The sequence below is a fragment of the Exiguobacterium sp. s161 genome, from assembly GCF_018619045.1.
GTDB classification, from domain to species: Bacteria; Bacillota; Bacilli; order Exiguobacteriales; family Exiguobacteriaceae; genus Exiguobacterium_A; species Exiguobacterium_A indicum.
On record NZ_JACSNH010000003.1, the window covers coordinates 245,641 to 268,698 of the forward strand.

A 23,058-nucleotide genomic window follows, 5' to 3' on the forward strand; every position below is an offset into this window, starting at 1 on the left:
ACAAATCATGGCAGTAGTAATCGATGGAAAACAGGTAGCCCATTCATATCGTATGAAGCTGAAAGAAGAAGTCGCACGTCTGAAAGAACAGCGGATTCAACCGCAATTGACTGTCATCCTGATTGGCGAAGATCCTGCTAGTCAGTCCTATGTACGTGGTAAAGAAAAGGCGGCGAAGGAAATCGGCATGGATTCGGAGTTGATCCGACTTCCGGCAGAAACAACGGAATCAGAGCTTCTTCACTTGATCGAACGTCTGAACGTTGATGCGAGTGTCCACGGGATTCTCGTTCAATTGCCGTTGCCTGACCATATTGATGAGAGTAAAGTCATTTTTGCGATTTCTCCTGAAAAGGACGTCGATGGTTTTCATCCTGTCTCTGTCGGGAAAATGATGATTGGTGAACCGACATTTTTACCGTGTACACCAAACGGCATTCTTCATCTCGTCAAAGAGATGAACGTACCGATTGCCGGTCAACACGTCGTTGTCGTCGGTCGTAGCCAAATCGTCGGTAAACCCGTCGGTATGTTGTTCTTGAATGAATCGGCTACCGTTTCCTATTGTCATTCCAAGACAAAAGATCTCGGTGCGATGACGCGTCAAGCGGATATCTTGATCGTCGCAGTCGGCGTACCGAAGCTGATTACGGCGGATATGGTGAAACCGGGTGCTGTCGTCATTGACGTTGGTGTCAACCGTGTCGATGGCAAACTCGTCGGTGATGTCGAGTTTGATACGGTACAAGACGTTGCATCGATGATCACACCTGTTCCAGGTGGCGTTGGCCCGATGACGATCACGATGCTACTGCATAACACGATCGAGGCTGCGCGATGAGCGAACCTCTTCACGTTTCCGATTTAGTCCACTATGTCAAACGTGAACTAGAAGGTGACGCCCTTCTGCAACAAGTCCAGGTGGTGGGAGAAGTGTCGAACTTTAAACGACACTCTTCCGGTCACCTTTATTTTACGTTGAAGGACGAACAGTCACGGATGAAAGCCGTCATGTTTGCCCGGGATGCGAGTCGAGTCAAAGCAGATGTTCGCGATGGGATGCGTGTCGTCGTCACCGCACGCTTATCCGTTTACGTCTCTTCAGGAGAAATGCAACTCTATGTCGAACGGATGACGGAAGATGGTGTAGGAGCGCTATATGAGGCGTTCTCACGCTTGAAGGTGGATCTTGAAGAGCGTGGTTGGTTTGATCCAGCAATCAAACAATCGTTGCCAGCTTTTCCAGAGCGCATCGGAATCATCACGTCGCCAAAAGGAGCAGCGCTTCATGATATCGCAACGACACTCCGGCGCCGCTATCCGCAAGCAGCCATCGTCTTCGCCCCGGTCCTTGTACAGGGAGCGGACGCGGCACCACAAATCAGTCGTGCCATTCAGCTGATGAATGAGCATGCTGCCTGTGATGTGTTGATCATTGGTCGTGGTGGTGGTTCGATTGAGGAGCTGTGGGCATTCAATGAGATGTCTGTCGTGACAGCCGTGTTTGAATCCCGCATTCCGATCGTCTCTGCTGTCGGTCACGAAACGGATTTTACGATCAGTGATTTCGTCGCCGACGTTCGTGCTGCTACACCAACGGCAGCGGCAGAACTCGTCACTCCGGAAGCAGAGGCACTCACTCGACGTGTGCAGGATGTAGAGCGACGTTTAGAACGAACGTATGCACAACTCCTCAAAAGTAAACAAGAGCAAGTGACACGGCTTGCCGCGAGCTACGGTCTGAAATCACCACGCGTCCTACTCGGACTGAAGCAGGAACAATTGGACCGGGCAGAGATGTCACTCCAAAAGGAGATCAAGCAAGTAGTAGCGCAACACCAGCAACAGGTGGAGCGTCTTGACACACGCTTAATGCGTGTGCCGATGCGGGATCGCTTCGTGCAACAACGGGCGACGATTGAACAATCACGGCGTCGACTCGAAATCGTGCGTCGACTCTTGCAATCCAAGCAACAACAAGTGCGTCATGTGCTCGCGCGACTCGACTCCGTCAGTCCGACGCATGTTCTGATGCGCGGTTATACGTATGTCGAACAGGATGGACAAATCGTCCGTTCCGCGAAGGCATTGACAGCGTCTTCGTTCGATATCCGATTCCATGATGGAACGATTCGTGCTAAACGAGAGGATGGGGAGTAAGAATGGAGACGGAACAATCTTTTGAAGAAGCACTGGAGCGATTAGAAGAAATCGTCACGTTACTCGAAGAGGGCGAAGCTCCTCTTGAACAAGCGATGGCTCTATATGAAGAAGGCGTCAAACTGACGGCTCTTTGCCAAGGAAAGTTATCCGTTGCTGAGAAAAAACTCGATCAAATCCTGGAGCAAGATGGTACGCTTCGGGAAAAAGGAGGAGCGCAATGATTGCTTTGAATGAGTGGAAGACACAAGTCGAAAATAAAATGGAAGAGTTCATGGAGCGACTCGACGCACCGGATCGTTTACGCGATTCGATGCGGTATTCACTCGATGCGGGTGGGAAACGAATTCGCCCAGCCTTGATTTATGCGGTACTCGATGCTTTTTCCATCGATCGTTCAAAAGGTGACGCGACTGCTGCGGCACTTGAGATGATTCATACATACTCACTGATTCACGACGACCTTCCCGTAATGGACGATGATGATCTGCGTCGAGGGCGTCCGACGAATCATATCGCTTTTGATGAAGCAACAGCGATTTTAGCAGGAGATGCCTTGCTCACGAACGCCTTCAGCTGTCTTCTTGAGGCACCAGCTTCGCCGGAAGTAAAGCTTGCACTTGTCGAACGGTTGGCAACAGCAGCGGGCGCTACGGGTATGGTCGGTGGTCAGCTCGACGATATGCTCGGTGAGCGTGGCGGCATCAATGACGTAGCGGAGCTTGAGTCGATTCACCGTCGGAAAACAGGAGCACTCCTCGTCTTTGCAGTCGAAGCGGGTGGTTTGCTTGCCTCGGTCAGCTCGACGGATCTTGATCACTTGAAGCAATACGGTCGCCATCTCGGAATCGCATTCCAAATCCAAGATGACATCTTGGACGTAACAGGCGATGCTGAAAAAATCGGCAAACCGGTCGGTAGCGACGAAGGGAACGAAAAAGCAACGTACCCAAAATTACTGGGTCTTGAAGGAGCGAAACGCGCACTGACAGCTCAGGTGGAAGCAGCGGAACAAGCGATTGATGCATTATCAGTCGAAGCGACGACACTTAAGGAACTGCTCGACTTCGTGGTCAAGCGCGACCATTAAGCAGGACGACGCATCTGCGTCGTCTTTTTCTATGCTGACAATGGCGCTCGATAGATTGTTCTAGTACAATGTAGGGTACAAACCCTATAAGATTGTAAGGAAAAGAGGCGGTAAGGTATGAAATTGACAGAAATACAGGATCCGTCATTTTTAAAGCGTATGTCGGTCTCCGAACTCGAAGTACTCGCAGGCGATATTCGACGCTTTTTGATTGAAGAATTAGCGACGACAGGTGGACACTTGGCACCGAACCTCGGTGTCGTCGAGTTGACGCTTGCGTTGCATCGTGAATTCGACAGTCCGAATGACAAGTTCGTCTGGGATGTCGGGCACCAAGCATACGTGCATAAGATTTTGACAGGACGTGCGAGCCAGTTTGATACGCTCCGTCAGCACAAAGGACTCTGTGGGTTCCCGAAACGTAATGAGAGTGTGCATGACGTCTGGGAGACAGGACACAGCTCGACGTCGTTGTCAGCAGCAATGGGGATTGCTGTCTCGAATGAACTGAGCGGTAAGAGTGATCGTGCAGTCGCGATCATCGGTGATGGTGCGTTGACAGGTGGGATGGCACTTGAAGCATTGAATCATATTGGAGCAGAACAACAAAACGTTATCGTCATCTTGAACGATAACGAGATGTCGATTGCACCAAACGTTGGGGCGATGCATCAAATGCTTGGACGAATTCGTTCATCGCGTAAAGTTCGTTTTGCCCAAGACGAGCTTGAAACATTGATCAAAAAGATTCCGGTCATTGGCGGACGTCTTGAAAAAGGAAGCGAGAAGTTGAAAGAAGCCGTTAAAGGCGCACTTGTTCCTGGCATGTTCTTTGAAGAGCTCGGCTTCAACTATTATGGTCCGGTCGATGGGCACGATCTTGATGATTTGATCGAACAGCTCAATTACGTGAAAAAAGAAGAAGGTCCTGTCTTACTTCATGTCATCACGAAAAAAGGGAAAGGCTATCGTCCGGCAGAGTTTGATGGCGTCGGCACATGGCATGGTCTTGGACCGTACAAGATGGAGTCTGGCGAAGTCATCAAAGGGAAATCAAAAGCACCTAGTTACTCCTTTACGGTAGCGGATACTTTGACGAAGATGGCACGTGATGATGAAAAATTGACGTTGATCACGCCGGCGATGAGCGTCGGTTCAAAACTCGATTGTTTTGAAAAAGAATTCCCAGAGCGGATGTTTGACGTCGGAATTGCAGAACAACATGCTGTCACGTTCGCAGCTGGTCAAGCGACACAAGGGATGAAACCTGTCGTATCGATCTACTCGACCTTCTTCCAACGTGCATACGATCAGCTCGTTCACGACGTGGCGCGTCAAAATCTAGATGTGACGTTTACGATTGACCGGTCAGGTCTGGTTGGTGCAGATGGTGAGACACACCAAGGGGTCTTCGATATCGCTTTCATGCGTCACGTACCGAACATTCGAATCGTCATGGCGAAGGATGAGAACGAACTGCAACACTTGCTTTATTCAGCCGTCAAATATGAAGGACCAATCGCCGTTCGTTTCCCACGTGGAGAAGGCATCGGTGTACCAATGGACGAGACACTGCATGAAATTTCGCTTGATACATGGGAAGTCGAACGCGAAGGAACGGACGTCGCGATCCTTGCATTCGGACCACAAGTACAAGATGCACTCAAAATCGCGGATCTCCTAGCAGACGAACTGTCGGTTCGTGTCATCAATGCTCGGACGATCAAACCGCTTGACGAGAAGATGCTGAATGCCCTTTACGCAGAAGGCATTCCACTCGTGACGCTCGAAGAAGCCGTCTTAAAAGGTGGATTCGGATCAGCTGTCCTTGAGCATGCGAACGAGCAGGAAGCATTCCCACGCGTCAAACGCTTCGGTATTCCGGATTGGTATATCGAGCACGGCGGTGTCAACGAATTACTGGAAGAAATCGGATTATTACCTGGACAAATCGCAGAAGAAGTACGCGCTTTCGTCAATCAAGGAAAGAAACAGAGTGTGTGACGATTCATGGAAAATGTAAAAAAAATCCGCCTCGACGTTCTTCTCGTCGAGCGCGGTTTGTTTGAAACGCGTGAAAAAGCGAAACGATCGATCATGGCTGGACTGGTCTTTAGTGGTACGGAACGATTAGAGAAGGCCGGTGAGAAGGTCAAGTCGGACATCGACCTGCATGTTAAAGGTCAGTTGATGCCTTATGTCGGTCGTGGAGGCTTCAAGATGGAAAAGGCACTTCAAGTATTCGATTTCGATGTCACGGGTAAAACAGGTCTCGATATTGGATCGTCAACGGGTGGCTTTACCGATTGCTCCTTACAAAATGGAGCAGCGCATATGTATGCGCTTGATGTCGGTTCCAATCAGCTGGACTGGAAGCTTCGCTCGGATGACCGTGTGACGGTGATGGAGAAAACGAACTTCCGGCATGCGACACCAGACATGTTCCCTGTTGCGCCGCAGTTTGCGACGATTGATGTCTCATTCATCTCGTTACGGTTGATGCTTCCGCCTCTGAAGACGATCCTCGTCGAAGGAGGAGATGTCATGGCGCTCGTCAAACCGCAATTCGAAGCGGGGCGTGATGATATCGGTAAAAAAGGCATCGTGCGGGATGAACGGATTCATGTCCGCGTCCTCGATGAGATGGTTGAATTCTTCATTCAACAAGGGTTCTATGTGAAACAGCTCGACTATTCACCGATCACCGGTGGAGAGGGGAACATCGAGTTCTTATTGCATGCGCGCCTTGGTCAACCAGGACTTGATCCATCTGTCCATGCGACAGAGACAGTCAAGCAAGCACATGCTAGTCTTTAAACGAACAGATGAAAACGAGGACGGATCCGGTTCATGGGTCCGTCCTCATTGTTGTTCGGAGCGACGAAAACCGTATAATAAAATGGCAAACGTGGACTTTTAATGATTTATTGGATTACAATAGTAACATCGAAGAATACTGTGAGGTGCAGGAATGACAAAGGGGCAACGGTTGATTAAGATTCGGGAGATCATCACCCAGTCGGAAGTAGAAACCCAAGATGAATTGGTAGAGGAATTACGGAATGCAGGATATAAGGTGACACAGGCAACGGTATCACGAGATATCAAGGAACTTCATCTCGTTAAGGTTCCGTTGAATGATGGACGTTATAAATACAGCTTACCCGCCGACCAACGCTTCAACCCACTCGGGAAATTGCGGCGTCTGCTCGGTGACAGCTTCATCTCGATTGATTCTGCTCAAAATCTGATTGTCATGCATGTCCTGCCGGGAAATGCGAACGCAGTCGCCGTCTTACTGGACCATTTGAGCTGGAACGAACTGCTTGGCACGGTGTGTGGGGACGATACGATCCTATTGATCGCACGAAGTGAGGAACAAGCGAAAGAAGTGACCGAACGAATTTTAGAAATGCTGTAAGGAGTTGACAGGATGCTAGCTGAATTATCGATCAAACAATTTGCGATCATTGACGAGCTACAGATCGACTTTAAAAAAGGAATGACCGTCTTGACTGGGGAAACAGGTGCCGGTAAATCGATCGTTCTCGACGCGATCGGTTTATTGATTGGTGGACGTGGATCCGCGGAATTCGTTCGATACGGGGAAGATCGGGCGGAACTAGAAGGATTGTTTCTGATTGAAGACGACCATCTCGTCTATGGTCTTGCAGAAGAGTATGGTATCGATATCGAAGATGGATTGATCATCTTACGACGTGATCTGTTCGCGACCGGGAAAAGTGTCTGTCGCGTCAACAATAAGCTGGTCACACTGACGATCTTACGGGAGTTCGGGCGTGTCCTCGTCGACATGCACGGGCAACATGAACATCAACATTTAATGGACAGTACGTATCATCAAGCGATTCTCGATGACTTCGCGCAAGAGACGATTGCACCGCTCCTTCAAGCCTATCAATCCGGTTATCAAGCGTATGAAGAAAAACGGACGGCGCTACAATCGCTCGCGCAAAGTGAGCAAGAACTCGCTCAACGGATTGATTTACTATCGTTTCAGACGGAAGAAATCGAAGGCGCAAAACTTCGAGCACATGAGGAAGACGAGTTGCTCGTCGAACGAAATCGTCTCGCGAATTTCGAGAAGTTATATGCATCGTTAAAGACAGCGTATGATGCTTTGCATGATGAGATGCGCGGCATCGACTCTGTCGGAGACGCGATGCGTGAACTACAACAAGCATCAAGCATCGACGAACAGTTTTCGCAGCAGAGTGACGCGATCGCAAGCGCTTTTTATGGACTCGAAGAAGTCGGGTATGCGATTCGAGATCAACTTGAAACACTTGAGTTCGATTCCAATCGACTCGATGAGATCGAACAACGTTTATCCGTCTTTCAACAACTGAAACGAAAATACGGGGCGACGATCGAGGAAGTCATTGCGTATGGGGAGAAGATTCGAGTTGAACTTGATACGATGACGAATCGAGATGAACGGATTGAGCGCTTAAAAGCCGAAGTCGAACAGCTCGAAGGCGAATTGTTTGAAATAGGTGGGCGTCTGTCGCAACAGCGTCGAAAAGCGGCCGTTCAATTAAGCGAAGCGATTCATCTGGAGTTACGTGAGCTCTACATGGAAAAAGCGCGGTTTGAAATTCGTTTTCTTCAAGACGGGAAGACACCGATGCTACGCAAGAACGGGATCGATCAAGTGGAGTTCTTCATCATGACGAATGCGGGAGAACCATTCAAGTCGCTCGGAAAAGTCGCATCGGGCGGGGAGTTATCTCGTATCATGCTCGGACTGAAGTCAATCTTCTCGCGCTCGGTCGGAGTTGCTTCGATCATTTTCGATGAAGTCGATACAGGAGTATCGGGTCGTGTCGCACAAGCGATGGCTGAAAAAATCTATCGTTTATCGGTAGACGGACAAGTGCTCTGTATTACGCACTTACCGCAAGTCGCTTCGATGGCCGATCAACATCTCTATATTCGGAAGATTGAGGAGACGGATCGTACGACGACACAGGTCAACGTCTTGTCTCAGTCAGATCGAGGAAACGAACTAGGACGGATGATTTCCGGTGCACATATGACGGATTTGACGTTACGCCATGCCGAGGAATTGATGGATCAGGCGAAGACGATGAAAGAATCGCTTAAAAATGGGGTGTAAGGATTGATTAAAGTCGGGATAGCAGATGATAATCGCGAAATGGTCGAACTGATTCGCCAGCATATCTCTGCGCAAGAAGACATGGAAGTCGTTTGCGTCGCCTACAATGGCGAGAGTTGTCTCGAACGTATGAAAGAACATGAAGTGGATGTATTGCTTCTCGACATCATCATGCCTCATTTAGATGGGCTTGGTGTTCTCGAGGAGTTGATGAAGAAAAAGAAGAATCCTGCTGTCATCATGTTAAGTGCTTTCGGTAAGGATGAGGTCTCTCAACAGGCGGTCACTCTCGGAGCATCGTACTTCTTACTTAAACCGTTCAGCATGGATCAGCTCGTTCAAAAAATTCGTCTCGTGACGCATCAAGGACAAGCACCGATCGTCGAAACGATTGATTTAAAAGTCGGTACGACACTGCGAGAAGTGGGGATTGCTCCGCATATTAAAGGCTTCACGTATTTAAAGGACGCTGTCTTAATGGTGCTAGAACGGGAAGATTTACTTGGATTAATCACAAAGGAACTCTATCCGACGATTGCGAAAAAACATCAAACGACGGCATCTCGCGTCGAACGAGCGATGCGTCACGCCATCAAGTCCGCTTGGAACGAAGGAATGCAACAGCACGAGCTCTTCAATGGTCGAATCGAACAAGAGAAAAGTCCGAAGAACTCGGAATTCATCTCGTATGTTTCAAGTCATATGAATCAAGAACAATCTGGTTAAAGGAAACACACCGTCTGATGGATAGACGGTGTGTTTTTAGTTCCGATCCCGCTCATAGCAAGCGATCAACACGCCGTTATCAAACGTGTGTCGTTTCGTGACGTTCCAAGTAAGAGGCGTCATTCCGTTGTCGGGAAATAGACGTTTACCAGAACCAACGATGACTGGATAGTGGATCAATCGAAGTTCATCGATCAGATCAGCTTCATAAAGCGTATGAACGAGTTGACTACTACCCCAGACGTGAAGCGGTGGTCCGTCCTGTTGTTTCAAGCGTGTTAGTTCAGAAGTCGGTTGATTCAAATATGTCGTCGGCTGCCAACGAATAGGTGGTGTATGACGCGTAGAAACATACTTCATGGCACGATCGGCAACTGGCCAGATATCGGCATGGAGTGGCCAGTAACTCGACCATTGCTCGTAAGTCGCGCGACCGAGTAACAGGGCGCAATCCTCTTGCATCCATCCACGGATGACCTGACCGATCTCAGGATGCTGAAATGGAGCAGTCCATCCACCCTGTTCGAAGTCGTTGCTCACATCCTCATTCTTTCCGCTCGGTGCTTGAACGACACCGTCTAACGATAGATGTTCGAATACGATGATTTTTCGCATGAAAGATCTCCTTTCGATTACGTTCTGCTTATAGCATACCGCAAAGTTAAAAATATATAAAAGCGCTTGCAAATAAATATTGCATAAACTGAAATGTTTGTTATAATAAAGGTACCAAATGATTTGGCAAGACGTCAGATGAACGTCGAGTCGACAAGGACTCCGGAAATCCTGTTGATGAACATCATCTCAGAACGCCAACTGTAAATGGCTCAAGAATGCCGGACGACATTCTCTTGGTAGAAGTCGTACCAAGGTATCTTGTTCATTCTAGATGGGAAATCTCGAATGAATGGGAGCTTCCATGATTTCGAAGCTAGGGAAAAGTGGAAGGTAACGGATCGTCTAAAATGAAAAGTACAGTTCGTGAAAAGGAGTGTTGTCTAGCAGTGATTGTTAGCAACCGAATGTTTGACTGCTTCAAGCGGATGACATTACGCTCCACCTAGGTCCCGAGTACAGTCAGATGATGGAACTGAAACACCATTCTATCGTTAGCCCGATAGCCAGATCTGATTTCTTTCTACCTCTTCATTAAGAGGAACACCTAAGGTTTTGGAGTACACGAATAGTTCTAACTATGAGAGGAGTTCATCCGTAAGTGAAACCAATTTTATACGAGTAAAAGGTCCCGCGCTTGAAATGAATTCAAGAGATGGGGACCTTTTTCTGTGTTCATTTTTTTTGATAGCGGTCGGAGACTTTTCCACGTTTTCGATCGCGATAAAAGACATATCCTGCGACAAATCCAATGCCACCCATCGCAAGAACCAAACCAACGAGACCTTGCAGTACATATACGTAAGCCGCATCGCCTAAGTATTTAAACGGCACTTGCGCAATTAGAAAAACACTATCACGCATGAGCTTAATACCAATCGCGCCGATGATGCCGGGGATTAATAATGAGAGCAAACCAATGATACGCATAGGACGCCACTCCTTTCCAAGCGTATTGTATCAAAAAATCGATCGTTCTGCGAATCGGGTTTGCTTCCCTATTTTATTCCGAGTACGATAGAAATGTAAGCAGTTTCAAAGGGGGAATTCATATGCATCATCTACTCGTCGTCGGGGCTGGTCAAGGGGGAACAGAAGTCCTACATGCGTTTCAACGTTCACCATTATTAACGGTCATCGGTCTCGTCGATCCAAACATGGAGGCGCCTGGGGTGGCGCTTGCACGGCGTGCGGACATTCAGATCGAAACGAATTGGTCAGCTTTTGAAGGAGCTGATGTCGATTTCATCATTGACGCTACAGGAGAAACTGGCGTACTTGAGCAATTGATTCATGATTTTCCGGGAGCGGCGGTCTTACCGGGTGAATTCGTCAGAGTGTTGCTTGAGCGATTGACTGAAAAAGAGAAAATGCTCGAAGCAATCATTCATTGTACGAGCGAGGCGATTTCCGTCGCCGATCAAGACGGACAGACGATGCTGATCAATCCAGCATATACGCGTATGACTGGTTTCACGGAGCGAGACGTCGTCGGAAAACCGGCAAGTGCCGATATCGGAATGCAGGAATCCGTTCATTTGAAAGTCTTGAATACGGGCGAGAACGTGCGGGATGTTCGCATGAAGATCGGGCAAGATCAACGTGATATCATTGTCAATGCGGCACCCGTCATCGTCGATGGACAAGTCCGCGGTTCCGTTGGGGTCATTCGGGATATTTCGGAAATGAAGGCACTCGCCAAAGAATTGAAGGCAGCGCGCCAAAAAATCCGGACGCTCGAAGCCAAATATACTTTTGACGATATCATCGCTGAGAGTGAAGCGATGCGCTTCGTCGTCGATCAAGCAAAGCTTGCGGCAACGATGCCCGTCAACGTCTTGATTCGCGGTGAATCCGGAACCGGCAAGGAACTGTTTGCACATGCGATCCATGCAGCGAGCGAACGTAAATATGAACAATTCGTCCGCGTCAACTGTGCGGCAATCGCACCGACATTACTCGAAAGTGAACTATTCGGGTACGAGGAAGGCGCGTTCTCAGGAGCGCGACGTGGTGGGAAGCGGGGATATTTCGAAGAAGCACACGGGGGTTCGCTATTCTTAGATGAGATTGGCGAACTACCACTCGACGTCCAGGCAAAACTATTACGGGTGTTACAGGAAAATGAAGTCGTTCGCGTCGGTGGGACGAAGGCGATTCCAGTCGATGTCCGGATTATCGCGGCGACGAATGCGAATCTAGAGCAAAAGATCATCATGAATGAGTTCCGAGAAGATCTCTACTACCGGATCAATCGTTTACCGATTCACATACCGGCACTACGTGAGCGACCGGATGATATCGCACCATTGACCTTGCACTTACTCCGTAAATTGAATCAAAGTTATGGACGATCGGTCGGACGGATCTCAGATGATGTACTTGAAGCAATGAAGAAGCAACCGTGGAAAGGAAATGTCCGCGAGCTTGAAAATGTCATCGGTCGCGCGTTGATTTTTACGGATAAAACAGAAACCGTCTTGCGAAAAGGTCATCTTCAGCTTGTCGTGCCCCAAACAACGAAAGTCACGACGAGACAGAAAAAGGAAATCAAGCATTTATCGGACGAGATGTCACACGTCGAAGAACGGTTGATTCGGGAAGCGCTTACTGCCTTTAATGGCAACAAAACAGAAGCGGCGAAACAACTCGGAATTTCTCTTCGGGCACTTTATTACAAAGTGGAACGATTTAACATCTATTCGTGAAGCGCAAATTTTTGCGTGCAATATATTGCAAAAAATGCAAAAGCGTGCAAAATTAAAGACGTTCTTGCTTAACCTACCGTCTCTTTTGAATTGGCACGAAAATTGCTATTACTATTTATGTATGACAGGTGAGGGGGGAATACGGTGAGATTCAGTGAAATGGTCGAGCAGGCAGCTCGACTCGAAGATTCCGTCGTTGCGATTGCAGCTGCGGATGACGAAGAAGTGATGGATGCTGTCGCATTAGCAATTGAGAACGATTTAGCACGTTTTCATTTGTTCGGGGATGCGACACGGATTCAGCAGATGATTCAAAAACGAGCATTACGAGAGTCACAGTTCGTGATCACGCACACTTCTACATCACAAGAAGCGGCAGAGCGTGCCGCTCATGCCGTTCGCAAAGGGGATGCGAGCGTCTTGATGAAAGGTCTTGTTCCGACAGCGACGTTCATGAAAGCTGTCTTGAACAAAGAAACGGGTCTGCGTTCAGGGAATGTCTTGTCGCATGTCGCCTTGTTCGAAGTACCGGGGCGTGAATCAGCAATCGGATTAACCGATGCAGCGATTCACATCCAACCGACACTCGAAGACAAAGTGAAGATCATCGAAAACGGTGTCTCCGCCTTACGAGCGCTTGGATACGGCTTACCAAAAGTCGCAGTCTTAGCAGCTGTCGAAGTCGTCAATCCAACGATGCAGGCAACGATTGATGCCGCTCTGCTAACACAAATGAACCGACGTGGTCAAATCAAGGATTGCCTTGTAGACGGACCACTCGCACTCGACAATGCCGTAAATCTCGTCGCTGCCCAGCAAAAAGGGCTAACGGGAGACGTAGCAGGTCAGGCGGATTTACTCGTCGTTCCGCAAATTGAAGTCGGAAACGTCATCTACAAATCACTCATGTATTTCGCACATGCCTCGGTTGCGGCGATTCTCGTCGGAGCGCGGGCGCCAGTCGTTTTGACCAGCCGTGCCGATACAGCAGAAGCAAAAATGTACTCACTAGCCTTTGCGCTATTAAATGCCCAACAGACGAAAAAAGTAAAACAAACAATCTGAGGAGGAACTTAAAATGGTCGAAACAAACGTAGAGTCACGCTTCAGCATCTTTGAAACAATGGAGATGGAAGATTACGAACAAGTCGTTTTTTGCCACGATAAAGTATCAGGATTAAAAGCAATCATTGCGATTCATGACACGACACTCGGACCGGCACTCGGTGGACTTCGCATGTGGAACTATGCATCAGACGAAGAGGCATTGATTGATGCGCTCCGTTTATCAAAAGGAATGACGTATAAGAACGCAGCCGCTGGGTTGAACCTTGGTGGTGGTAAAGCTGTCATCATCGGCGATGCGAAGACACAAAAGTCAGAAGCACTCTTCCGGGCATTCGGACGTTACGTCCAGTCACTGAACGGTCGTTACATCACAGCAGAAGATGTCAATACGACAGTTGCAGACATGGATTACATCCACATGGAGACAGATTTCGTTACTGGTGTCAGCCCAGCATTCGGATCAAGCGGTAACCCATCACCGGTTACGGCATACGGTGTCTATCGTGGAATGAAAGCAGCGGCAAAAGAAGTGTACGGAACAGATTCACTTGGTGGAAAAACGATTGCGATCCAAGGTGTCGGTAACGTTGCCTTTAATCTATGCCGTCATTTACATGAAGAAGGGGCGAAACTGATCGTCACAGACATCAATCAAGAAGCACTTCAACGTGCAGAAGAAGCATTCGGTGCCTTGATCGTCGCACCAGAAGACATCTACAGTGTCGAAGCAGATATCTTCGCACCATGTGCCCTCGGTGCGACATTGAACGACGAGACGATTCCACAATTGAAAGTCAAGATCATCGCCGGTGCAGCAAATAACCAACTCAAAGAAGACCGTCACGGTGACATGCTCGAAGAACGCGATATCTTATACGTACCAGACTTCGTCATCAATGCCGGTGGTGTCATCAACGTTGCCGATGAACTCGACGGATACAACCGTGATCGTGCCATGAAAAAAGTTGAACTCGTCTACGATGCAGTCACGAAAGTGTTCGAAATCGCAAAACGCGATCATTTACCGACATACCGGGCGGCTGAGAAAATGGCAGAAGAGCGCATTGCGACGATGCGTAGTGCCCGCAGCCAGTTCCTGCGTCGTGATAAAAACATTCTAGGATCACGGGGCTGATCAGAGGAGGATATCCATGAGCGAACGTATTTTAACGATCAATCCCGGTTCGACGTCGACGAAGATTGGTATCTTCGAAGGGACGAATCAGGTGTTCACGAAGACGTTACGCCATCCAGCGGAGGCGGTCGGAGGACCGCTTCCAGCGCAGCTGGAGATGCGTCGTCATGTGTTACTCGAAGTGTTAGCTGAAGAACAGATTGATTTGAAAGCGCTTACTGCAGTCGTAGGACGCGGTGGGTTACTCCGACCGCTCGTCAGCGGTACGTACGCAGTTAACCGGGAAATGCGAGAAGACTTACTCAGCGGTATTTTTGGCGTCCATGCCTCGAACCTCGGTGGACTCCTCGCAGATGAGATTGCTCGGACACTCGACATTCCATCGTTCATCGTTGATCCAGTCGTCGTTGACGAACTCGAGCCAATTGCGCGGATTACAGGCTTACCTGAACTTGAACGAAAGAGTATTTTCCATGCCTTGAATCAAAAAGCTGTCGCGAAACGATATGCGAAGGAAATCGGGCGTCCCTATGAGGAACTGCGCCTGATCATCGCACACATGGGCGGCGGGATTACGGTCGGTGTACACCAAGAGGGGCGTGTCATCGATGTCAACAACGGGCTCGATGGAGAAGGACCGTTTTCGCCAGAACGCAGCGGATCGCTACCTGTTGGTCAACTAGTAGAACTATGTTATAGTACCAAGTATAAACTTGAAGAGATGAAGCGTCTGGTCGTTGGGTCAGGCGGACTTGTCGCGCACTTGGGAACGTTTGACGCGATCGAGATCGAGCGCCGGATTGAAGAAGGCGACGAAAAAGCGGCGTTGTTATATGACGCGATGGCGTACCGGGTCGCAAAAGAAATCGCTGGTCAAAGTGCCGTCTTGTTCGGTCAGATCGACGCGATCATCCTAACAGGCGGACTTGCCTATAGTGATCGGTTGACGCGTGCGATCGAAGAACGCATCGCCCACCTCGGTCAAGTCGTACGTAGTCCTGGTGAAGATGAGTTGCAGGCGCTCGCAGAAGGAGTGTTGCGTGTCTTACGTGGGGAAGAAGAAGTTAAGGAATATGGAGGCGAACCAACATGGCTAGAGAATTCGACGTCGTTGTCCTAGGTGGCGGACCCGGTGGATATGTCGCCGCGATCCGTGCGGCACAAGCCGGGAAGTCGGTAGCAATCGTGGAACAAGGAAAATTAGGCGGGACATGCTTACATCGTGGCTGTATCCCATCTAAAGCCTTTTTGAAATCAGCAGCAGTCTATCAGACGGTCAAACACGCTGCTACATATGGCGTGGACGTACCGGAATCGTTTTTACGATTCGAACAGGTCAAACAACGTAAACAAGAGATCGTAGATGGATTAGAAGCAGGCATTCAGCACCTGATGAAAAAAGGAAAGATTGAAGTCTTTCATGGTCGGGGTTCGATTCTTGGACCAAGTATCTTTTCACCGATGCCGGGAACGATCAGCGTCGAACCGGAAGAAGGCGAAGGTGAGTTGATCCTTCCGCGTCAATTGATCGTCGCGACAGGGTCACGTCCACGTCCATTGAACGGACTTGCTTTTGATTCAGAGTATGTCCTCAGTTCGGATGATGCACTCGATATGGCAGATTTGCCAAAATCGATCGTCATCATTGGTGGTGGCGTCATCGGTGTCGAATGGGCATCGATGTTGACGGATTTTGACGTCGCAGTAACGGTCGTTGAATTCAGCGATCGGATTTTACCGACGGAAGATGCGGCAGTCAGTCGTGAAGTCGCCCGTCAACTGAAAAAGCGGGGCGTCAAGATTCATACCGGCGCAGCTGCACAAAGTGACACATTCCGGATGTCAGAAGACGGTGTCTCGATCGCGATTGACCGTAATGGAGAACACACGACGCTTGAAGCGGATAAATTGCTTGTCGCCATCGGTCGAATGGCGAACGTCGAAGGCATTGGGATTGAAAACACGAATATCGTCGTCGAAAATGGCTTCATCCAAGTAGATGACCATTTCCGGACGAAGGATCAACATATCTATGCGATCGGGGATGTCATCGGTCGCTTACAACTGGCGCACGTTGCGTCAGCAGAAGGTGTCAAAGCGGTCGAGGCGATCGTCCACGGAACGACGACACCACTTGAATATGCGTTCGTACCACGTTGTATCTACAGCGTACCGGAAGCGGCATCGGTCGGTTTGACGGAAGACGAAGCAAAACGTGCCGGAATGGACGTCAAGGTAGGGAGCTTCTCGTTCAATGGATTAGGGAAAGCGCGGATCGAAGGAGAGACGGCAGGCTTCATCAAGCTCGTCTCCGATGCGAAGACAGATGATCTCGTCGGCGTTCACATCGTCGGACCAAAAGCAACGGAACTGATCAGTGAAGGTGGATTAGCGCTCGTACTCAATGCAACGGCATGGGAAGTCGGACAGCTCGTGCATCCGCACCCGGCCTTGTCAGAAGCATTCGGTGAAGCAGCACTTGCCGTCGACGGACTCGCGGTTCACGCCTAAGGAGGAATTACGGATGGAAAAAATAGAATTCAAAGAATTAGTAGAACTCGGATTAACGGAACAGGACGCGATTCAGATGTTCGAAACGATGGTCCGTGCGCGGAAGATCGACGAACGGATGTGGAAGTTGAACCGAGCGGGTAAAATTCCCTTCCTCGTCTCATGTCAAGGACAAGAAGCGGCTCAAGTCGGTGCAGCGTTCGCCCTTGAAAAAGGAACGGACTACATTTTGCCGTATTACCGTGATTTAGGCGTCGTCTTGCACTTCGGTCAAACGTCGCGCGATATCATGCTGTCGGCATTCGCAAAGGCAGAAGATCCGAACTCAGGTGGTCGTCAAATGCCAGGACACTACGGTTCACGTGCCTTGAACATCGTCACGGGTTCAAGTCCGGTCACGACACAAGTCCCGCATGCTGTCGGGATCGCACTTGCTGCGAAGATGCGTAAGGAACCACTCGTTGCTTACGTCTCGTTTGGAGAGGGCTCTTCAAACCAAGGAGACTTCCATGAAGGGGCGAACTTCGCCGGAATTCATAAACTCCCGGTCATCTTGTTCTGTGAAAACAATAAATACGCGATTTCGACACCACTTTCGAAACAGCTGTCGGCGAAACACGTTGCTGATCGGGCGATCGGCTATGGTATGCCAGGCTATACGGTAGATGGCATCGATCCACTCGCTGTCTACAAAGTCGTCAAGGAAGCACGTGAGCGCGGATTACGGGGAGAAGGTCCGACCTTGATCGAAGTTGAAGTCGAACGCCTCGTGCCACACTCATCCGATGATGACGATAAATCGTACCGTTCTGCTGAAGAACTCGATGCCTTAAAAGCACGTGACGGGATCAAACTCTTCCGTGCGCGTTTGATTGAAATGGGCGTCCTGACGGAAGAATCAGCGACTGAAATCGAACAAGCGATGGAGAAAGAAGTCGACGAAGCAACGGCTTATGCGGAAGCAGCAGCTTACGATGCGCCAGAAAATGCATTACGTTACGTGTACGACGAGGAGGAAACGAAATGACGACGTTAAGTTTAATCGAAGCGATCAATAGTGCAATCAAAGAAGAGATGGAACGCGACGAGTCCGTCTTCATCCTCGGCGAAGACGTCGGTGTCCGTGGTGGTGTTTTCCGGGCGACCCAAGGATTGCTCGAACAATTCGGAGAAGAACGTGTTATCGATGCACCACTCGCTGAGAGTGCGATTGCCGGTGTCGGAATTGGAGCTGCGATGTACGGAATGCGTCCGATTGCTGAAATGCAATTCGCTGACTTCATCATGCCAGCGGTCAACCAAATCGTCAGTGAAGCAGCGAAGATTCGGTACCGTTCGAACAATGACTGGACGTGTCCGATCGTCATCCGCGCACCGTTCGGCGGTGGTATTCACGGGGCACTTTATCATTCTCAGTCGGTCGAAGCGATGTTCAACTCGACGCCTGGTCTGAAAATTGTCATCCCATCGAATCCATATGACGCAAAAGGATTGCTAAAGGCAGCGATTCGTTCGAATGATCCGGTCTTGTTCTTTGAGCACAAACGAGGCTATCGTCTGTTAAAAGGGGATGTTCCTGAAGGCGACTATACGGTCGAAATCGGTAAAGCAGACGTCAAGCGTGAGGGCGAAGACGTGACGATCATCACTTATGGGCTATGTGTTCATATGGCACTTGAGGCAGCAACACGCCTTGAAAAAGACGGAATCGATGTCCACATCCTTGACTTGCGGACCGTCTATCCAATCGACCGCGAAGCAGTCGTCGAAGCAGCGAAAAAGACGGGGAAAGTCTTGCTCGTCACGGAAGACAATAAAGAAGGTAGCGTCATGAGTGAAGTGTCGGCGATCATTGCAGAAGAAGCATTGTTCGATCTCGATGCACCAATCGAACGACTCTGTGGTCCAGACGTCCCAGCGATGCCATACGCTCCGACGATGGAGAAGTTCTTCAACATCTCAAGCGAGAAAATTGAAGATAAAATCCGGACGTTACACGCATACTAAGGGGGAACTGACCGATGAAGACTGAAACACTTACGATGCCACAACTCGGGGAAAGTGTTACTGAAGGAACGATTTCGATGTGGCTTGTCAAACCGGGCGATACTGTCAAAAAATATGATCCGATTGCAGAAGTCATTACCGATAAGGTAACGGCAGAAGTCCCATCTTCGTTTGATGGTGTGATTGAAAAACTACTTGCAGAAGAAGGCGATACGTTGCAAGTCGGTGACGCGATCGTCACGATGCAAGTCAGCGGCGGATCAACGGAAGTCGCGGCGACCGAACAAGAAGTGCCAGCTGTCGAAGAGACGACGTCGGCTGATACATCGATGAAAAAACGCTATTCACCAGCGGTCTTGAAATTATCAGGCGAACACGGCATTGATCTTGAACAAGTGACGGGAACGGGAGCGGGCGGCCGGATTACCCGGAAAGATCTCTTGAAATTGATCGAGTCTGGATCGATCCCGACACCACAAGCAACGGAACCAAAACCGGAAGCGCAAGCGGCTCCGGTAGCGCCTCCGGCAGAAGCACCACCCGCACCAAAACGTCCGGTCATTGCACCACAACCGACGGAAACAGGCGACATCGAGATTCCGACTGCCGGTGTGCGTCAAGCAATCGCTTCGAACATGGTTCGCGCGAAGCACGAAGCGCCACATGCTTGGTTGATGATCGAAGTCGATGTCACGAACTTGGTCGAAGCACGTAATCGTCATAAAGATGCGTTCTTCAAACAAGAAGGGGTCAAATTGACGTTCTTACCATTCTTCATGAAGGCGACAGTCGAAGGATTGAAGAAACATCCAATCATGAACTCGACATGGGCGGGAGATAAGATCATTCAAAAGAAAGCGATCAACCTATCACTTGCTGTCGCGACGCAGGACGCTCTGTTCGTACCAGTCGTCAAGAATGCGGATGAACTAAGCATCAAGGGGATTGCACGCGCGATTGATGACTTCGGGAAACGGGCACAAGCCGGCACGTTGTCGTCTGCAGAGATGCAGGGCGGGACGTTTACGGTTAACAATACGGGCTCATTCGGTTCAATCCAATCAGCACCGATCCTTAACTTCCCGCAGGCGGCGATTCTATCCGTTGAATCAATCGTCAAACGTCCAGTTTGGGTGAACGGCATGTTTGCAGCACGCGACATGGTCAACCTCTGTATGTCGATCGACCACCGGGTGCTCGACGGACTCGTTGCCGGACAGTTCCTACAAACTGTCAAACAAGCGCTCGAATCGATTGATCCGAACCAACTTTCCTTATACTGAGTTTTTCCAGTTGACAGGGAAGAATAAGCATCGTAATATAAGAATCAATTCAACACACGATAGCAAAGACGAAGAGAAGTAACTTGTGAAACGATTCAAGAGAGCTGATGGGTGGTGCGAATCAGTATCGGGCAACAAGCGAATGGCCTTCTGAGCTTCAGACCGAGTCCCTTCAATGGGTAGTAGGCTCTGACGGGTTCCTCCCGTTATCGGGGTCGACGAATCAGGACAACGGTCCGGTTCGTTTCAAAGGGGACGGTGTCAGCATCGTCAACGAAGGTGGTACCGCGGGTCTTCCCGTCCTTCATGTTCTACATGAATGGGCGAGAAGACTCTTTTCGTATACAATCGAATCGAACAAATCGTAGAGTGAGTTAAGTAGCGAGACAACATCGGCGTTTCAGAGAGCGGAAGAATGGTGCGACTTCCGTACGGCGAGGTTTCGTGAATGGTCTCATGAGAGCGTGGCTGAACGAAGAAGTAGGTCGCGACGGATGCCCCCGTTATCGTAGGCTATGATGTCTCTTATTAGACGCATCAGACAGAGTGGGAACGGTCGAAATGTTCCAATCGAGAGGTGGCACCGCGAGATAATCGTCCTCCATGCAGCATACGCTGTGTGGGGGACTTTTTTATATTCCAGGAGGCGAACAGGGATGGTTCAGACAGACACACTTATTATCGAACAACTTGAACTAAACGGCGACGAGATGACGCCAATCATGATTTTTCAACAACTGAGCGGAACACAGAAATGTTTGCTTGAAAGTTCTGCGCATACGGATCAAGGACGGTATTCGATCATCGGTGTTGATCCGGTGGAGATGATTCGCGCAGAGGGACGGACAGTGACGCGGGAACAGTTGACGACAGGTCGATTGACGCAGGAAACGGGTGATCCAGTACGACTGATGCAACAGATGATCCTCCGGGGTGGAGTTGAAGAAGACCTTCCGTTTTTAGCGGGTGGGATCGGATATGTCGGTTACGACATGATGCGCGCCTATGAAACGCTCGGAGCGGTTCCGGAACAAACGCGCCAACTACCGGACGCGCTGCTCGCCGTATACGACCAAATCATCCTGTTCGATCATCTCGAGCATCGTGTTCATTTGATTCAAACGTCACTTGGTGGCATCACTGATCGTGATGAATTACGTCAACGTTTAGCAGAACGGAAAGCGCAACTTGAGCAACCACGGGAGCGAACGGACATCGAGCGTCCACTCCGGGATGTCGTCTATGAACCGTTAATGGATCAAGAGACGTTTGAAGGACTCGTCGAACAAGCGAAGAGACACATCCGCCAAGGCGACGTCTTCCAACTGGTTCTCTCGCAACGACTTGATGCGACGTTCTCAGGTGATCCGTTCCAATTTTATCGGAAGCTCCGCAAGGACAATCCGAGCCCTTATCTCTTCTATATCGACTTAGGCGAAGCAATCGTACTCGGGGCCTCCCCGGAAAGTTTGGTCCAAGTCAAAGGGAATCGTGTGACGACGAATCCGATTGCCGGTACACGCCGCCGGGGGAAGACGAAAGAGGAAGATGGACGGTTAGCAGAAGAGTTGCTGCACGACGAGAAGGAACGAGCGGAACATCGAATGCTTGTCGATCTTGGACGCAACGACTTAGGACGGATTTGCCAAATTGGTACCGTCGAGGTGACGCGATTCATGCAAATCGAACGATTCAAGAACGTTATGCATCTCGTCTCGGTCGTTGAAGGTACGTTAGCAGACGGGAAGACTGGAGCAGACGCACTCGTCTCTTGTCTACCGGCAGGGACGGTCACGGGAGCTCCGAAAATCCGAGCGATGCAGTTGATCGACCAGTACGAGCAGGTGAAACGAGAAGTATATGCCGGGGCGGTCGGCTATTTCGATGTTCGGGGGAATATGGATTTTGCCCTCGCTATCCGGACGATGGTGATCAAGGATGGTGTCGCTTCTGTTCAAGCAGGAGCTGGCATCGTCTACGACTCGATTCCACGCCTCGAGTACCAGGAGACGTTACACAAAGCGAAATCACTACTGGAGGTTTGGAAATGATCGTCCTAATTGATAATTATGATTCTTTTACCTATAACCTATACCAATACGCATCCGTTTATACGGACGTTCACGTCATTCGAAACGATGCGGTCAGCATCGAAGAACTACGCGAGATGAAACCAGACGGCATCATCCTTTCACCCGGTCCCGGTCGCCCGGCTGACGCTGGCATCTGCATCGATCTAATTCGTCAATTATCGGGTCAAGTACCAATTCTCGGTGTCTGTCTCGGACATCAGGCAATCGGCGAAGCATTCGGAGGACGCGTCGTCGAAGCACCGGTCATCATGCACGGAAAGACATCGATGATCCGACAATCGGGACAACTCTTCGACGACATGACGGAAACGTTAGAGGTCATGCGCTATCATTCGCTGATCGTCGCTCGCAACGACTTACCGACGGAGCTCGTCATCACAGCAGAAACGGATGACCGGACGATCATGGCACTCGAGCACCGGACGCATCCGACCTTCGGAATCCAGTTTCATCCTGAATCTGTCGGAACACCACAAGGACAGCAGATGATTAAACGATTCATTGAATTGACAAAGGAGTGAC

General features: G+C 49.6%; 21 protein-coding genes and 2 other annotated features. Of the genes, 19 read left to right on the plus strand and 2 right to left on the minus strand.

What is annotated here, in order from left to right:
* The first annotated feature begins 7 nt into the window (after window positions 1-7).
* From folD to spo0A, 9 genes are all read left to right on the plus strand, one after another.
* Window positions 8-841 carry a bifunctional methylenetetrahydrofolate dehydrogenase/methenyltetrahydrofolate cyclohydrolase FolD gene (gene folD, locus KNQ14_RS10830; protein ID WP_023467581.1) on the plus strand — a complete coding sequence of 278 codons (834 nt, stop codon included), beginning with the start codon at window positions 8-10 and terminating at the stop codon, window positions 839-841.
* Complete coding sequence (gene xseA, locus KNQ14_RS10835; protein ID WP_023467582.1) at window positions 838-2,160, plus strand: exodeoxyribonuclease VII large subunit; 1,323 nt, start codon at window positions 838-840, stop codon at window positions 2,158-2,160. Before folD ends, xseA begins: the two co-directional genes overlap by 4 nt.
* 2 nt (window positions 2,161-2,162) lie before the next feature.
* Complete coding sequence (xseB, locus tag KNQ14_RS10840) at window positions 2,163-2,384, plus strand: exodeoxyribonuclease VII small subunit (protein WP_023467583.1); 222 nt, start codon at window positions 2,163-2,165, stop codon at window positions 2,382-2,384.
* Window positions 2,381-3,250: a polyprenyl synthetase family protein gene (locus KNQ14_RS10845; protein ID WP_214860992.1), complete on the plus strand. Its 870-nt coding sequence runs from the start codon at window positions 2,381-2,383 to the stop codon at window positions 3,248-3,250. Before xseB ends, KNQ14_RS10845 begins: the two co-directional genes overlap by 4 nt.
* Window positions 3,251-3,367: 117 nt before the next feature.
* Window positions 3,368-5,254, plus strand: coding sequence for a 1-deoxy-D-xylulose-5-phosphate synthase (gene dxs / locus KNQ14_RS10850; protein ID WP_023467585.1), 1,887 nt, complete (start codon window positions 3,368-3,370; stop codon window positions 5,252-5,254).
* A gap of 6 nt (window positions 5,255-5,260) precedes the next feature.
* The gene (locus KNQ14_RS10855; RefSeq protein ID WP_058265112.1) at window positions 5,261-6,067 is read left to right on the plus strand and encodes a TlyA family RNA methyltransferase; all 807 of its coding nucleotides are present in this window, start codon (window positions 5,261-5,263) and stop codon (window positions 6,065-6,067) included.
* Window positions 6,068-6,221: 154 nt separating this feature from the next.
* On the plus strand, window positions 6,222-6,671 hold the full coding sequence (gene ahrC, locus KNQ14_RS10860) for a transcriptional regulator AhrC/ArgR (protein WP_023467586.1): 450 nt from the start codon (window positions 6,222-6,224) through the stop codon (window positions 6,669-6,671).
* A 12-nt stretch (window positions 6,672-6,683) separates the two neighbouring features.
* Complete coding sequence (gene recN / locus KNQ14_RS10865) at window positions 6,684-8,390, plus strand: DNA repair protein RecN (protein ID WP_214860993.1); 1,707 nt, start codon at window positions 6,684-6,686, stop codon at window positions 8,388-8,390.
* 3 nt (window positions 8,391-8,393) lie between these two features.
* A complete protein-coding gene (gene spo0A, locus KNQ14_RS10870) occupies window positions 8,394-9,116 on the plus strand; it encodes a sporulation transcription factor Spo0A (protein ID WP_023467588.1) in 723 nt (240 codons plus the stop codon).
* 36 nt (window positions 9,117-9,152) lie between these two features.
* Here spo0A and KNQ14_RS10875 read toward each other — a convergent pair whose 3' ends face one another.
* Complete coding sequence (locus tag KNQ14_RS10875) at window positions 9,153-9,731, minus strand: dihydrofolate reductase family protein (RefSeq protein WP_058713639.1); 579 nt, start codon at window positions 9,729-9,731, stop codon at window positions 9,153-9,155.
* A 675-nt stretch (window positions 9,732-10,406) separates the two neighbouring features.
* Entirely contained in the window at window positions 10,407-10,661 is a 255-nt protein-coding gene (locus KNQ14_RS10880) for a DUF2627 family protein (RefSeq protein WP_058265115.1), read from the minus strand.
* A gap of 122 nt (window positions 10,662-10,783) precedes the next feature.
* Here KNQ14_RS10880 and KNQ14_RS10885 point away from each other — a divergent pair, with 122 nt between their 5' ends.
* From KNQ14_RS10885 to KNQ14_RS10930, 10 genes are all read left to right on the plus strand, one after another.
* Window positions 10,784-12,439 (plus strand): sigma 54-interacting transcriptional regulator, encoded by a 1,656-nt coding sequence (locus KNQ14_RS10885; protein WP_058713638.1) that lies wholly within the window; start codon window positions 10,784-10,786, stop codon window positions 12,437-12,439.
* Window positions 12,440-12,583: 144 nt separating this feature from the next.
* Complete coding sequence (gene yqiS, locus KNQ14_RS10890; protein ID WP_041255026.1) at window positions 12,584-13,504, plus strand: phosphate butyryltransferase; 921 nt, start codon at window positions 12,584-12,586, stop codon at window positions 13,502-13,504.
* A gap of 13 nt (window positions 13,505-13,517) precedes the next feature.
* Complete coding sequence (locus KNQ14_RS10895) at window positions 13,518-14,642, plus strand: Leu/Phe/Val dehydrogenase (protein ID WP_023467593.1); 1,125 nt, start codon at window positions 13,518-13,520, stop codon at window positions 14,640-14,642.
* 16 nt (window positions 14,643-14,658) lie between these two features.
* On the plus strand, window positions 14,659-15,762 hold the full coding sequence (gene buk / locus KNQ14_RS10900; protein ID WP_214860995.1) for a butyrate kinase: 1,104 nt from the start codon (window positions 14,659-14,661) through the stop codon (window positions 15,760-15,762).
* A complete protein-coding gene (gene lpdA, locus KNQ14_RS10905) occupies window positions 15,732-17,153 on the plus strand; it encodes a dihydrolipoyl dehydrogenase (protein WP_214860997.1) in 1,422 nt (473 codons plus the stop codon). Before buk ends, lpdA begins: the two co-directional genes overlap by 31 nt.
* A 13-nt stretch (window positions 17,154-17,166) precedes the next feature.
* The gene (locus KNQ14_RS10910) at window positions 17,167-18,180 is read left to right on the plus strand and encodes a thiamine pyrophosphate-dependent dehydrogenase E1 component subunit alpha (protein WP_023467595.1); all 1,014 of its coding nucleotides are present in this window, start codon (window positions 17,167-17,169) and stop codon (window positions 18,178-18,180) included.
* The gene (locus KNQ14_RS10915; protein ID WP_023467596.1) at window positions 18,177-19,160 is read left to right on the plus strand and encodes an alpha-ketoacid dehydrogenase subunit beta; all 984 of its coding nucleotides are present in this window, start codon (window positions 18,177-18,179) and stop codon (window positions 19,158-19,160) included. The genes KNQ14_RS10910 and KNQ14_RS10915 overlap by 4 nt, the downstream gene beginning before the upstream one ends.
* A gap of 14 nt (window positions 19,161-19,174) precedes the next feature.
* Window positions 19,175-20,443 carry a dihydrolipoamide acetyltransferase family protein gene (locus KNQ14_RS10920; RefSeq protein ID WP_023467597.1) on the plus strand — a complete coding sequence of 423 codons (1,269 nt, stop codon included), beginning with the start codon at window positions 19,175-19,177 and terminating at the stop codon, window positions 20,441-20,443.
* Window positions 20,444-20,499: 56 nt separating this feature from the next.
* Window positions 20,500-20,751 (plus strand) — a binding site (T-box leader).
* Window positions 20,752-20,799: 48 nt separating this feature from the next.
* Window positions 20,800-21,048, plus strand: a binding site (T-box leader).
* Window positions 21,049-21,099: 51 nt separating this feature from the next.
* Window positions 21,100-22,494, plus strand: a complete 1,395-nt coding sequence (trpE, locus tag KNQ14_RS10925; protein ID WP_055966843.1) for an anthranilate synthase component I — start codon at window positions 21,100-21,102, stop codon at window positions 22,492-22,494.
* Window positions 22,491-23,057: an anthranilate synthase component II gene (locus tag KNQ14_RS10930; RefSeq protein ID WP_035398279.1), complete on the plus strand. Its 567-nt coding sequence runs from the start codon at window positions 22,491-22,493 to the stop codon at window positions 23,055-23,057. The genes trpE and KNQ14_RS10930 overlap by 4 nt, the downstream gene beginning before the upstream one ends.
* Window position 23,058: the final 1 nt, after the last annotated feature.